This window comes from Marinobacter alexandrii (assembly GCA_039984955.1).
GTDB lineage: Bacteria > Bacteroidota > Bacteroidia > Cytophagales > Cyclobacteriaceae > Ekhidna.
In genome coordinates, this window is record JBDWTN010000007.1 from 1,285,534 (window position 1) to 1,299,008 (window position 13,475).

Below are 13,475 nucleotides of genomic sequence, written 5' to 3' on the forward strand. Positions count from 1 at the left end.
GCTTAAATTGGTACAATTAAATGAGCAGTAAATCCTTTTCCTCTGATAAGTTCTAAACCTCCTCCTATTGCCTTTATCCTAGCCTCCATGCTTTTTAAGCCAAGTCCATTTACTGTCTCTTTTGGCAAACCAATACCATCATCATTGTATTCAATAAAAACATCTTTCTTTTCTTCTCTATAGCTTATCTCAATTCTTTTGGCCTGAGAATGTTTTAATGTATTCTGAATTAGCTCCATGAAAATTCTGTAGAGACCCAACTCCTTCTCCCAGGAAAGCTTGGTTGAGCTAGAAGGTATGTTTAGATCAATCTCCACTTGCTTAGAGTCATTAATCTGATCTACCATGCTTTCGAGCGCTCTGATTAAGCCAAAAGTTTCGAGTTGAGTGGGCATCAAATGATGGCTAATCTGCCGAACAGACGAAATAGAAGACTCAATAATATTCCTAACGTTACTTAGCGAGAGTCCTTTTGATTCTAAAGAAGGGTGCATCTGTTCAAGCCGCATTAGGTGCATCCTGGCTATGGATAAGGTAGCTCCCAGTTCATCGTGCAGATCTTTTGCGATTCGTTTACGCTCAGATTCTTGAATCTCAATGTTTGATTGCAAAATATCTTTTTGATGCTTGTTCCGCAATTCCTCACGCTCAAGTCTCTGACGGTACAAGTTTCTTTGAAAATGTTGATTTAATAGAAGCACACCCAAAGCAATGATAAAAACCACTACTATGAGTGGTAATAAAACACTTAAGAAGTTAAGTTCCTGGGTCGTTTCCATAGTCCAATAAAGAAGCAGATGTACATAATTATTGAAAATAATGCGTAGATGAACCAAGTATATCTAATTAATGGAGTCCACGAGAGGCTATTGATCATATTTCCAAAGTAGAACACGAGCAGGCTTGAGGAATAATAAATAAAAAGGCCCGCATTAATCCAGCTTAAACTTTTAATGATATACACTCTCTTTTCTCTTACTATTTCGTTCATTAAAAAACCAAAAGTCGTCAACGAGAAAATGATTATAAAAACTGCCTGTACACTTAATGCATACGAATTGAATGTATAAATGTCTTGAATGAAAATAGAATTAATCACTGAATAAATCACAAAGATTATTCCCAAAGCCCACAAAAGAGTCGGCTTGATTAATCCATCAAAAAGTTTATTGTAGAAGTTTATTAAACACAAGAAGCCTACCACTGTATAAATGTGAAGTATTGGTAAGTTGTTTCCCTCTTTATAATAAATTATTGAGGCGATCAACTGAACAGCCACTGACACAAAAATGAACCAAGAGAAATATTTCATTTCTCTTGGTAATTTTTTGTATATGATTACCGTATATAAACCCACGATATACGCCGGAATATCTGAATAATCTATAACATTTTTAGTGATCTCTTCAAACATTAATTAATCATTTAGCGGACTGCCGCCATCACATGCACTTGGGCAAGGTTTAGAGAAGTCTAGTACATATGGCCCATCACCATCAGCTATTCCATCACCACCCCCTTTATAAGGTCCAGTTAGTATCACATCTTTTCCTGGCTTGTCTGCACTAAGTTTTGCCCCTTTTACAGGAGTCAAGTAAACTTTAAACTGCATGGTAGCACTATCCAGCCCCATATAGATTCTTAGGTGCCTATATTCCGCCTTTTTCAGATATTTGGTTGGTAGACCAACCGCTTCTGCAAAGTCCACCGACCTAATTGTAAAGGCACGAATTGGATCAATTCCTAAAGCCTCTTTTGAAAGCTTATCATAATACGCAATGTTTTCTTCAGCAGACTCTAGGGAAACAGCATACATAGAGGTTGCCGTATCAATGACCTCAAAGGCCTCTTCTTCGGAAGCATCATTTGATGCAGGAGGTTGACATGAGATTAATACCATTAAAAAAAATGCTCTTAATAGGTTTTTCATAGTTATAGTTTTTGGTTTAACAATTCTAATCATTCTTTGACCTTTTATAGGAGTCACCTGTTGAAATTCAAGTACTTCTAACCGGGTCAAAAGAAAAAAACAGGTATAAATACCCGTTTCAGGAAAGGGTCAATTCTCCTCTGGTAGTCAATCTGGTCATCTCCCATCTTTACATCACAAAATTTTACTAAAACAGGGAAAATAATTGTCGTAAATGTTTTTGAAACCCTGTTAAGAGTAAAAGCTTAATCAAACTTTAAAAACTATGTCTGGAATTACTGTTGATTTTGCCGTGTATGGTGCCTTGAAAAATGGGAATGAAAATAATGGATTGGCAATAAATGTAAAATCTATATTGCAGAGTTTGATAAATCAAAATGATGGTGTGGTAACCATTACTAATTCCTACATGGGAGGTGATCCATGCCTAGGAAATACAAAACAGTTTGGTGCACAGATACGAAGAAAAGGAGGAACATATCATTTTGCTTGTCTGGAAGGACAGACAATTGATTTTGAGCATGGGGGAATACCTACATAAACGACAATAGATATAAAATAACACCGTCATTCATAATCTCTATACTCTTTGGAGTGACGTCCAAAGAAAGCTGGTTGGCAAAGCTCTCCATTTTTTGGAGGGCTTTCTTTTTTTATGAGTCATTCCAATCAGAAGCTTCCTATTTTTGCTTTTATGAACTACGTAAATCTTGACATTAAAAACGGCATTGGTACCGTCGAATTTTTTACTGAGCAAAGTAACTCTCTTCCTGGGGAGATTCTGAAAAAACTCGCTGACACCATTACACAAGCTGGAAACGATCCGAACATAAAGGTCATCATCCTTAAAAGTGGTGGAAGCCGTACGTTCTGCGCAGGAGCAAGTTTCGATGAGCTTATTGCTATTGACAGTCCGGAAAATGGAAAAGAGTTTTTTATGGGTTTTGCCAACGTAATCAATGCGATGCGTAAGGCACCTAAGTTTATTATTGGGAGATTACAAGGCAAAGCTGTAGGAGGTGGAATTGGACTGGCTGCATCTGTAGATTATTGTTTTGCATCCAAGCATTCAGCAATTAAACTAAGTGAGCTAGCTCTGGGAATTGGACCTTTCGTCGTTGGACCCGCTATTGAACGAAAAATGGGACTTTCCGCTATGTCACAAATGGGAATCAACCCTGATGAGTTTTATGATCCAAAATGGGCTCATCAGAAAGGATTGTTTGGAAAATTATATGACGATGTACAAGCATTAGATAAAGCGGTGAATCAGTTAGCTGAAAAACTAGCTGCTTACAATCCTGAAGCCATGGCAGAACTCAAAAGAGTATTCTGGAATGGAACTGAGCATTGGGATGAGCTATTAGCTGAAAGAGCCGAAACAAGTGGCAAGCTTGTTGTATCTGATTTCACCAAAAATTTTATTCAGAAGTTTAAGAATAAAGCCTCATAGAGGCCCTTTATCAATATCATGTAATAGTATTTGTTAGCTTTATATGTTAGACAAATAAGAATTTAAATCATGTTTCTTCGTAAGCTTTTCAACGCAGAAAATAAACTTATCTGGGTATTAATAGACCTGATTATTGTAGTAATGGGGGTTTACATAGCCTTTCTTATCCAAAGTTCAGCCAATGATCAAAAAGATAAGCGCGAACAAATGAAAGTATTGTCCGGGCTGAAATATGAATTGGAAGAATTTAGAATTCTATTTCCAGGTCGCTCTTCATACGCGAATAATCTCGTACAGAGATGGAAGAGTAGTGAGCGGAACGAACAATATATTGATTTCTCCGACTGGATTTTCATTGAACCACAATACTCCTATCAGATTGTGAAGTATGCTGTGGAGTTAGAAAATGCGGACATAATTGATTTTCAGCTTTTTAATGTAATTCAGAACTTATATAACTCAATTAAGAGTCTGGAACATACAGATCGCCTTGTCATGGAAACTTCCAGGAAATATCGAAGATTACACGATGACATGTCGGGAGCTGAGAAACTTAACAGAAATGCAGACAACTTTGAGAACTTTCAATTCTTCATTCGATTTTTTGCAATTAGAGGTGATAATCTAGCCAGAGTGGCACAAATCTCAGAAGAAGCCTTAAAAACCATCAATGAACGATTGTCCTTAGAGGAAAGGAAGACGATTGAGGCCTCTTTTATGAATTCTAATATTGAAATTGTGGATAGTGAAGAAAAAGCCGTGCAAATGGCCAAGCTATATTTCAAAGACTTCACTGAAGATGAAATAAGAGAACTATATAGGAAAGCTACTCAGGTAGAGTCCGATACAATTCCAAATTAGCATAAAATATAGCATAGCTATTACCTTCCTATAGCAGTTTGATGTATTTCCAAATGGAATCTTCAAAATTAAAGCGAGCTTTCTAGGGCATTAATTTCAGAAATAATAGCCGCTATTTTTCCTATCAAAACTTTCTTAGAACCTACGCAAAGGTGCTCGAAAAATAGTAAGCAGACTATACTTTTCATATTGCATTATTCGGATAAAATGCGATAGAGTTCCATGTTCAAATAGTAATGATGACCTGATATTGTTCTTTTTTCTAAAATGCCTAAATCCACCAGCTCATTCAGATAATTCCTAGCCGTATTTTCCGCATAAATCTTTGCGTCAGTTAAGTGACTCACTTTGGTCAATGGCTGAGTGAAAATCATCTGTACCAGCTGTTCAGGTTTTCTGATTTTTGTATCTTCTTCGATCGACTGCATGATCCCTTCTCTGGCAGCAAGTATATCATTGATTTTATCAAACGTAAGATTAGCTGTCACTTCTACAGCTTTCAACATAAATAAAATCCAACGCTCCCAAAGTGCTCTTTGCGTAACACCAGCAAGCAATGAGTAATAGTCATTTTTGTTATCAATGATATACCTACTTAAAAAGAGAATGGGTAGATCAAGCAAGCCTTTCTGAGTTAAGATATTGATATTGAAAATCCGCCCTGCCCTACCATTTCCATCGCGAAATGGGTGTATCACCTCAAATTGATAATGAGCTATCGCCATTTTGATAAGTGGATCAATAGAGTATTTCTCATCGTCATTCACAAAGTCCAACAAGTTTTGTAGCTTTTGTTCAAGAATGTCTTTCCCTCTTGGAGGTGTATAAATGGCTGTTCCCGCATTTGGACCGGTACCTCCTTGCTTGATATAAATATGCGCACTTGGAGGCCTAATTCCGTCATTCGTTTGTTTCACCATACGATAGATCTCGATAAAATAGTTCAAATCAAAAGATTCATGTTGCATGAGATGCTCATGTCCCGTCCATAGTGCTTCTCTGTAGTGAAGCACTTCTTTAGGTGCTCCTTTGATTCCAGCTTCCTCCCCTTCTTCACTATATGCCTGATACAATTCGTCATCTGTTGTGAATATATTCTCTATCTCACTTGATGCCTTTGCTTCTTGTAAGCTAATGGTATTGATGAGGACTCCCTGATTTGGAATAGCTACAGAACGACCATGTAACCTTCCCAAAGCAGATTTTGCGTTAGCAAGTTGCTCCATAATGTCCACTGTCCGATAGAGCTCAGGATGGATTGGTAAATCTGGTAAATCATTCCAAGGCTTGTTACGATCTGGATTTATTTGAAAAAGCGGTTCTTGCATGGTCTTATAACGCCATCACGAGCATAGCAAAGTGATCTTAATTTGAGATTGCTTCACTTCGTTCGCAATGACGACTGTTTTTAATGTCTACAATCAAACAAACATCAAATTAAAAATTAATTAATGTTTACCCGAAAGTAGACCTTTATTTTAATGCTAACAAATTATTAAACATCAAATATTTAATTTTTTAATGTTTAAAAAAAATAAGACATCAATTCTTTGTGCGGCGATCTGATGAATGGTTTCGTCGCAAACCTTTGCATGAGTATCTTAGCGCTCCCAAAAATTTATCTATGTCCAAAACAGCAACAGCACCCAAAAAGAAGAAAGAATCTGCGATAGATTGGAAAGAAATCGCGCTGAAAATGCTCATCTCAAGAGCAATGGATGATCTTGAAGAAAATAAGCTCGTTCCTGAGAAAAAAGTACTTTATCAATTTTCTGCAAGAGGGCACGAACTGGGTCAGCTGATCCTAGCTCATTTACTTGATAAACCTAAAGATGCCGCAAGCGCATATTATCGATCCCGGCCTCTGATGATAGGTTTAGGTCTATCTGTAGAGGATGCACTCGCAGCTCCGCTTACGCGATCAGGGGGATATAGTGATGGAAGAGACATTGGTGTCGTGTGTAACATGCCTGAATCAGATCGTGGCTGTGTAGTGCTGCCCATGGCAGGTGATGTAGGGGCTCAATATACTCCGGCTATCGGCTGGGCACAGAGTATTGAATACTATGCGAAAACATTGAAAGATAAGAAATACATAGATTCTATAGCAGCCATTCTTGGTGGCGATGGATCTGTAGCTACGAATGGGTTCTGGTCAGCGTTAACTATTGCAACTACTCAGAAGCTGCCTGTTCTTTTTTACATAGAGGATAATGGATACGGAATCTCTGTAGGTAGCGAATTTCAAACACCCGGAAAAAACATTGCGGAAAATCTAAAATCATTCAAAAATTTAGACATCTGGGATGGCAGTGGTACGGATCCTGAGGAAGTATACAAACTGCTTAAAGAGGGTACGGATCATGTCCGTTCCAGGAAAGGGCCAGCATTGGTCAGATTGACAGTTCCACGTCTGAACGGACACTCCTACCAGGACAACCAGGCTTACAAAGATGAAAAGCTGTTGAAAAAAGAGCAGGCTAATGATCCATTGAAAGCCATCCAGAAAATGTTTTCCTCGAAAGAATGGAAATCACTGGAACAAGAAGCTCAAAAAGTAGTCAATGAATCAATCGAAGCTGCACTCAATCGTCCAGCTCCTGATGCTGCTAAAATCAAAAAATTTGTTTTCTCTGAAGAAGACGAAGTGCAAAATATTGGAGGGATAAGATCATCAGGGTTTGAGTTTCCTACAAGCAGCGAAGAGGCAAATCCAGATAAGCGCAGAATCAATATTGGAGAAGCGATCAATCTTGCCCTGGATTACGAACTAAAAACCAATCCTAAGGTATTAGTCTTTGGGGAAGATGTGGGGATGAAGGGTGGAGTACATGCAGTAACCATGGGACTTCAGACAAAGTATGGAAAAGAAAGAGTATTTGACACCTCGCTCTCAGAAGAGGGAATCATCGGTCGTGCAGTAGGAATGGCTTATGCCGGGCTCATGCCAGTTGCAGAAATACAATTCAGGAAATATGCGGATCCGGCGATGGAGCAACTTAACAACTGTGGTACTACACGATGGAGAACAGCGAATAGATTTGCTGCTCCTATAGTCGTGAGAATGCCTGGAGGTTTTGCTAAAGTGGGAGATCCATGGCACTCGGTAACCAATGAAGTAATGTTTGCACATGCCATTGGATGGCAAGTAGCATTCCCAAGCAATGCACAAGATGCAGCTGGATTGATTCGTTCTTCTATGCGCTCAGACAATCCAACCATGTTCTTCGAACATAGAAACTTGAATGATAACCGATATGCGCGCCGACCATATCCAGGAGACGAATTCATTGTACCATTCGGAAAAGCAAACCTCCTAAGGGAGGGTAGTGATATAACTATTGTTACCTGGGGAGCCATGTGTGAGCAATCCGAAGGAGCAGTGGACGAAACAGGAATCTCAGCAGATGTCATTGACCTCCGTACAATCATGCCATGGGACAAGGAAGCGGTACTAAATTCTATCAAGAAAACAAATAGATGCCTCATTGTACATGAAGACGCGATGACAGCAGGGTTTGGAGCTGAAATAGCTGCAGTACTTGCCTCTGAAGGGTTTAGCTACCTAGATGCTCCAGTAGAGCGAATTGCCATGCCGGATATTCCACTCCCTCACAATGTGCCACTGATGGAATCAGTGGTGCCCAACATAGAACGAATTGCTGAGAAGATGAGAGAGATTGTGGAGTTTTAAATGAACTCTCCAATCTCTTCCTGAATAGCTTCAAGCTTATTATCGTTATACCATTTTTGGAGAACGACCTGAAACTCTTTATAAGGTTCTCGGTCTTCACGCTCTCTCCAGCTCCAGTATAGTTCTTGGGCTTCTTTTGGTCTTGGTCCCCAGTCAAAAAGCACATTGAGTTCTTCATCCAAAGCAATCAATTTTGGAATAGACCTTCCTCCCTTTGTCAGGAACTGATCCATTAGCTCCAAATTCTCATCTCTAAGCACAATTCTCAGTTCAATTTTAGGATTCAATTCTGCCAATTTTGCTAGCAAAGGAACGCTATTGGCAGCATCACCACACCAGGTTTCAGTGATCAAAAGCCAGGTTTGCTTAGGTAAGGATTTAATCTTGTCAACTAAATCAGGTATTAAGACTGCAGTCTTACCAATTCGTTTGGAACGTTGAGCATTTAGCTTGGTATAATAAATCAAGTCTTCTTTTTGCTCTCCAGAAGTTTTCCCCTCAACTGCATAATTTGCCAACATCACCTGATATTCTTCTGCAGAGAACGAATTGTTTAATGCTTCAGAAACTATCTTCTTTAAATCCATTTTTGAAATTTCAAACAACTACAATTTTCAATTAGCAGAAGTTCAAAAAAAGAGAAAATCAATTCCGAAAAGTTAGCCCCACGACCAAATGGAAGATCAAATCAAAAATTCTTCTGCCACTTGAATAAACTTTCTCAATTGTTCAGGTCTACCAATACTTACTCGAATATGATTCGTCATACTGGGCCACTTTGTAATAAGGATACCTTTATCTCTCATTTTAGCAACTAGATTGCTTTCAAAACGATCATCTCTAGCATAAACAAAGTTTGTAGAAGAGGGATTGTAGCGCACTCCCCAATCATCATATGCTTTATAGAGAATTTCCTTTCCTTCATTGTTTTTGTTAATACATCTATTTAGAAATTCAGTATCGTCCAGAGATGCTCTTGCTGCAACTAGCTGGGGCCATCCCGTCGAAATTTCTGCGCCTAAATGCCTTGCTCTTAATGCTTGAATATTTTGCTCTTGAGATACCGCAAACCCTATTCTTAATCCCGCCAGCCCATATGTCTTGGAAAAAGTTCTGCATATAATCAAGTTTGGTAGTTGGCGCACGAGGCTAATCATACTCCCCTCCAATCCAGCATTAGAATATTCTATATATGCCTCGTCTACACAGATCAATACGTTTTCGGGTACTCTTTTACAAAAATTCGTCAGATCAGCCGTATTCACTTCTGTTCCTGTAGGGTTGTTAGGATTACAGATAAACACCATCGTGGTTTTAGGCGATATTGCTTGAAGTAGCCTATCTAAATCTATTCGATCATCTCCATCCAGCTTTACTCTTTTGACTGTGGCCCCAGTTTGTTCTCCAAATCGAAGAGCAGTTGGAAATGTTGGTGATGGAGCAAGAATTTCTCCTTTCTGCAGTGATACATGCTGCCCGAGTAAACTTAAAACTTCAGTTGATCCAGCTGTCAAAAAGAAGTTTTCTTCTTGGAGTTCATTGTTTTTAGCCAACTTCTTTTTCAACTCAACCACTACTTCATCCGGATAGCGATTTGCATACTGCATAGCATCACTCACCGCTTTGACGGCAGACTCTGAAGGTCCGTAAGGATTTTCGTTCCAGTTAAGCAAAATCAGATTGTCCTTTTCTCTAAAATCTTTCGGTCGCTCACTCGCGCATCCTTGTGCTATAGGTACTCCTGCAAGCAAGACTGAAGTTGAGGCAAGCAAACTTTGTTGAAGCCATTGTCGTCTGTTGATACTCATCATTTTTTTGAGGTAGGTATATCAGTAATTTACTAATTTGAGGAATTAGTATTCATTAGTCCCCATTATAGGTTTTGGAGAAACAGACATGCAAAACATGCAGCAATAAATTTTCAGGAAATTACTGCAACATATGTGGAGAAAAAGTAATTACCAGTGAAGATCAAAAGTTAAAGTATTTGATTGGCGAATTCATCAATGCAATATCATTCGCTGATAGCAAATTTTGGAGGACGTTAAAAAGCATATTGCTTAACTCTGGAAGGTTTTCAAGAGATTTCATGGATGGAAGAAGAAAGAAATACATGCGCCCCATTGCTATTTTCTTATTCGCAAACCTGGTTTATTTCTTATTCCCCTTATTCACCACCTTCCATTCAAGCTTGGGAAACCAGATATCAACGTACAATTTTGTTCATAGTGATTTGGCAAGTGAACTTGTTCATAAAAAAGTAGCGAATGAACAAACAACTTTCCAAGAGTATGAAGTTGTATATAACTCAAAGACGAAAGAGTTATCAAAAGTCTTTCTCATACTGGTAGTGGTTATTATAGCATTACTTCAGTGGCTCTTTCATAACCCAACTAGATTCTACCTTTCAGAGCACCTAGTATTGTCATTTGAGCTAGTAACTTTCATGATAATCGTTGGTGTTCAGTTTCAAGGGGTGCTCATGCATTTTCTCCGTTTCATAGGATTGGGGCACATCATATCAGAGATGCTCGTCACTTCTATCGCTTTGGTTTTATTACTCTACTTTTTAATTCGCTCCGAAATTTCTTTCTTTAATTTTTCGAAACTGCGAGCTATATTGAATTCAACACTGGGAATAATAAGTTTTGCTGTTGCAATTTATACTTATAGAATCTTTTTATTTTTCATCACATTTTGGTCTACTTGACATATGAAAAAAGTTTATTATTTATCCACCTGTACCACCTGCAAGCGAATCATGGATGAGCTTGGCGACCTTATCTCGAACTTTGATCAGCAAGATATCAAAACTGAACAGATGACTTTTGAGCAGGTTGATCTAATGAAGGAATTAAGTGGGACTTACGAATCACTTTTTTCTAGAAAGGCTATGAAATATCGGTCGATGGGATTGGGGGATAAAAATTTATCAGAGGAAGATTATCGTAATCTGATTCAAGGAGAATACACATTTCTCAAACGCCCAGTTTTTATTCTCGATGATCAAATATTTGTTGGAAACAGTAAGAAAACGATAGAGGAACTAAGAAAAATTCTGGAGAGCTAAAAACTCTCCAGAGAACAAACATCAACCGTTCTTTCGAGATCGCTGACCAAAAGAAACAATTCCCCACTTACCATCAATTTTAAATAGCGTTAATCGATAATCGTAAAAGACTTTCTTATCATATGCATGTACAATAGCCGAAGCAATTAAGCCTTCGTCGTTTATGTCCAGGCCTTTGATTTCCATTTTCCTCTTACGCCCTCCAAACTTTCCTGAAGCATGCATTCCCGCAAACTGCTCTGCTGTCACAGTAAGCATTCCTGTACCATCGGGTGTAAAAGCAAATATTCCTGAAGTCTCATGAAATACATCTGCTAACATTTTCCCATCTTGTTTGTCAACACCCTCTACAAGTTTCGTTATCACAGTTTTTACCGCTTCAGTTTCATCTTTAGATTGAGAGCATACTGCTGAAGCAAAAAGAGAAGCAAATACAATTAAAAAGGTAGTTTTCATTTTCGTGTTTTTAGATTTAAATTAAATTAATTAGCACACTAATAATTAGCTAGCTAACTTATACTCTATAACTAGATTTAGGTTTCATATTCTTTAGAAAAACTGATGAAATTTGACAAAATGGGCACTAGCCCCGGATATTTGATTGAATCGCTGAGTAGAAATATGCGCAGGTTTTCTGCTGATATTTTAAAGAAAAACGATGTAGGACTAACCTTGGAGCAATTTGCTGTACTGATGGTGCTCAGTGATCATGGACCAAAGCATCAAGCTGAGATAGCAGAGATTATGTCAAAAGACAATCCCACGCTCACGCGCATTTTGGACTTACTTGAAAAAAAAGAACTGCTAAATCGTGAAACCTCTCCTGATGACAGAAGGAAGTTTTTGCTTGTGCTTACAAAAAAAGGAAAAGCTAAAATAGATGCTACTCATCCTCTGGTAATCGAAATTAGAAATACTCTGTTTGGTGGTTTTACTTCTGATCAGCTTGATCAACTACTGGAGATAAAAGCCCTAATAGAAGCCAACATTTCTGCTGCAAATAAATCTTAAATATTCTTAGCTCTTTCAGCAATTTTCTCTAGCTCCTTATCAATAGCTGCACGATCAATCCATTGGCCTCTAACCATTACACCTGCAGGTTTTTTTAGGTTGGATAGATCCTTGAGCGGATTATTATTCAATAAAATTAGATCAGCACTAGCTCCTGCTTTCACTTCTCCAAATTCGCCTTCCATATTAAAAAATTTTGCTGGATTAATTGTTCCTGCCTGTATTGCTTGAAGAGGTGTAACTCCAGCATCTATCATTCCTTTCAACTCATGATGAATCGAAAAACCTGGCACATTAAAAACCTGTGGAGCATCTGAACCTAGCAACAGACCATGACCATTTTTTTGCAGCGAAAAAATTAGTTTTTTTCTGAGACTATTAAATCTTTCCCATTTTTCCGGATTATACTCTGAACTTGAAATCAATCCCTTTTTATTACTCACCCATTGATCAAGTGTTGATTTTGGCATGTATTTCATTTCAGGCTCATCAGCAAGTACCTCTGGGTCAATAGGAGAAAACCATCTGTCAAACAAACTTTGAGTGGGCACTACCCAAACGCTATTTTCCCGTGTCAAATTAATTAGCTCTTCCATCAAGGTCTCATCCACTAAATCAGTAAAATTGAATCCGAAGAATCCATTCTGATTTGGATCAACATTCTCGCTTTCCGGCACCATCCCTTCCAAAAACCCGTCTACATGATCAATAGATCCATAACCACTATTGATTGCATGTCTTACTCCGATATCTACTGGTACATGTCCGGAAAATCCTATCCCTACTTCTTTTCCAGTCTTTACAATCTGATCAAAAACTTCTTTCTGAAGACCAGGGTGAATCTTCAAAAAATCGTAACCATCATTTTTGAACTGCGTTACTTTTTCAATCGCCTCTTCCACTGTTTTTACAGAGTTACCATTAACTGAAGGACTAGAAATAAAAATTCGCGGGCTTAAAATTTCATTGTTTTCCGACTTTTTTCTCAATTCTAAATGTGATGGATGTCCTAACATACCTCGGATGGTTGTTACCCCATTGGACAGGTATAGAAAAAGAGTTTCATCGGTATTATCTCTCCCCCACTGTGGAGAAGGAATATGTGCATGCATCTCAGCTAGCCCCGGCATTACATATTTTCCTGTTCCATCAATCACTATTGCATCACCAAAGTTTTTTGATTTTGCATCTATCGCTCCAATCTTTCCTTCTTCCACAATTACATTTTGCCCTTCCGAAATACTCCCATCTTGAATATTTATGATATTGACATTTCGAATGACCGTAACAGATGAGTCCAGATCGGAAGTTGGGCTTTGCGCCTGGCAGGATACAATGAGGAGGATGATTGGAATAAAGTGCTTCATAGAAAATTTTGGATGAAGATACGCATACTATCGATCAGTATAAATCAAATTGTGATGAAAGGATAAAATCTATCTGGCATGTGTTTTTA

Annotated in this window: 15 protein-coding genes; 7 read left to right on the top strand and 8 right to left on the bottom strand. The window is 38.3% G+C overall.

Features of this window, described 5'->3' with window-relative positions:
- Window positions 1-2: 2 nt before the first annotated feature.
- From ABJQ32_11925 to ABJQ32_11935, 3 genes are read right to left on the bottom strand one after another with little or no spacing between them, the layout of a single operon-like run.
- Window positions 3-779 (bottom strand): histidine kinase, encoded by a 777-nt coding sequence (locus ABJQ32_11925; protein ID MEP5290349.1) that lies wholly within the window; start codon window positions 777-779, stop codon window positions 3-5.
- Window positions 749-1,414, bottom strand: a complete 666-nt coding sequence (locus ABJQ32_11930) for a hypothetical protein (GenBank protein MEP5290350.1) — start codon at window positions 1,412-1,414, stop codon at window positions 749-751. Before ABJQ32_11930 ends, ABJQ32_11925 begins: the two co-directional genes overlap by 31 nt.
- Before the next feature lie 3 nt (window positions 1,415-1,417).
- Window positions 1,418-1,930, bottom strand: coding sequence for a hypothetical protein (locus ABJQ32_11935; GenBank protein MEP5290351.1), 513 nt, complete (start codon window positions 1,928-1,930; stop codon window positions 1,418-1,420).
- 265 nt (window positions 1,931-2,195) lie between these two features.
- Between ABJQ32_11935 and ABJQ32_11940 the strand changes: the two genes are divergently transcribed.
- From ABJQ32_11940 to ABJQ32_11950, 3 genes are all read left to right on the top strand, one after another.
- Window positions 2,196-2,471, top strand: a complete 276-nt coding sequence (locus ABJQ32_11940; protein ID MEP5290352.1) for a hypothetical protein — start codon at window positions 2,196-2,198, stop codon at window positions 2,469-2,471.
- A gap of 153 nt (window positions 2,472-2,624) precedes the next feature.
- Window positions 2,625-3,383 (top strand): enoyl-CoA hydratase/isomerase family protein, encoded by a 759-nt coding sequence (locus tag ABJQ32_11945; GenBank protein MEP5290353.1) that lies wholly within the window; start codon window positions 2,625-2,627, stop codon window positions 3,381-3,383.
- A 69-nt stretch (window positions 3,384-3,452) separates the two neighbouring features.
- The gene (locus tag ABJQ32_11950; protein MEP5290354.1) at window positions 3,453-4,244 is read left to right on the top strand and encodes a hypothetical protein; all 792 of its coding nucleotides are present in this window, start codon (window positions 3,453-3,455) and stop codon (window positions 4,242-4,244) included.
- A gap of 194 nt (window positions 4,245-4,438) precedes the next feature.
- Here the strand turns inward: ABJQ32_11950 and ABJQ32_11955 are convergent, their stop codons facing one another.
- The gene (locus tag ABJQ32_11955) at window positions 4,439-5,572 is read right to left on the bottom strand and encodes a Fic family protein (GenBank protein MEP5290355.1); all 1,134 of its coding nucleotides are present in this window, start codon (window positions 5,570-5,572) and stop codon (window positions 4,439-4,441) included.
- Window positions 5,573-5,868: 296 nt separating this feature from the next.
- On the opposite strand from ABJQ32_11955, the gene ABJQ32_11960 reads away from it, so the two are divergent.
- On the top strand, window positions 5,869-7,938 hold the full coding sequence (locus ABJQ32_11960; protein ID MEP5290356.1) for a transketolase C-terminal domain-containing protein: 2,070 nt from the start codon (window positions 5,869-5,871) through the stop codon (window positions 7,936-7,938).
- On the opposite strand, the gene ABJQ32_11965 is transcribed toward ABJQ32_11960, so the two are convergent.
- Window positions 7,935-8,525 (bottom strand): thioredoxin family protein, encoded by a 591-nt coding sequence (locus ABJQ32_11965; protein ID MEP5290357.1) that lies wholly within the window; start codon window positions 8,523-8,525, stop codon window positions 7,935-7,937. The genes ABJQ32_11960 and ABJQ32_11965 overlap by 4 nt on opposite strands.
- 96 nt (window positions 8,526-8,621) lie before the next feature.
- Window positions 8,622-9,749 carry a histidinol-phosphate transaminase gene (locus ABJQ32_11970; protein MEP5290358.1) on the bottom strand — a complete coding sequence of 376 codons (1,128 nt, stop codon included), beginning with the start codon at window positions 9,747-9,749 and terminating at the stop codon, window positions 8,622-8,624.
- Between the two features lie 71 nt (window positions 9,750-9,820).
- Here ABJQ32_11970 and ABJQ32_11975 point away from each other — a divergent pair, with 71 nt between their 5' ends.
- Together ABJQ32_11975 and ABJQ32_11980 are read left to right on the top strand one after the other, a co-directional pair.
- Complete coding sequence (locus ABJQ32_11975; GenBank protein ID MEP5290359.1) at window positions 9,821-10,648, top strand: DUF3667 domain-containing protein; 828 nt, start codon at window positions 9,821-9,823, stop codon at window positions 10,646-10,648.
- A 3-nt stretch (window positions 10,649-10,651) separates the two neighbouring features.
- Window positions 10,652-11,008, top strand: coding sequence for an ArsC/Spx/MgsR family protein (locus ABJQ32_11980; GenBank protein ID MEP5290360.1), 357 nt, complete (start codon window positions 10,652-10,654; stop codon window positions 11,006-11,008).
- Between the two features lie 21 nt (window positions 11,009-11,029).
- Here the strand turns inward: ABJQ32_11980 and ABJQ32_11985 are convergent, their stop codons facing one another.
- The gene (locus ABJQ32_11985; GenBank protein ID MEP5290361.1) at window positions 11,030-11,464 is read right to left on the bottom strand and encodes a nuclear transport factor 2 family protein; all 435 of its coding nucleotides are present in this window, start codon (window positions 11,462-11,464) and stop codon (window positions 11,030-11,032) included.
- A gap of 105 nt (window positions 11,465-11,569) precedes the next feature.
- On the opposite strand from ABJQ32_11985, the gene ABJQ32_11990 reads away from it, so the two are divergent.
- Window positions 11,570-12,019: a MarR family transcriptional regulator gene (locus ABJQ32_11990; protein ID MEP5290362.1), complete on the top strand. Its 450-nt coding sequence runs from the start codon at window positions 11,570-11,572 to the stop codon at window positions 12,017-12,019.
- On the opposite strand, the gene ABJQ32_11995 is transcribed toward ABJQ32_11990, so the two are convergent.
- Entirely contained in the window at window positions 12,016-13,386 is a 1,371-nt protein-coding gene (locus ABJQ32_11995) for an amidohydrolase family protein (GenBank protein MEP5290363.1), read from the bottom strand. The two genes, ABJQ32_11990 and ABJQ32_11995, sit on opposite strands and share 4 nt — an antisense overlap.
- Window positions 13,387-13,475: the final 89 nt, after the last annotated feature.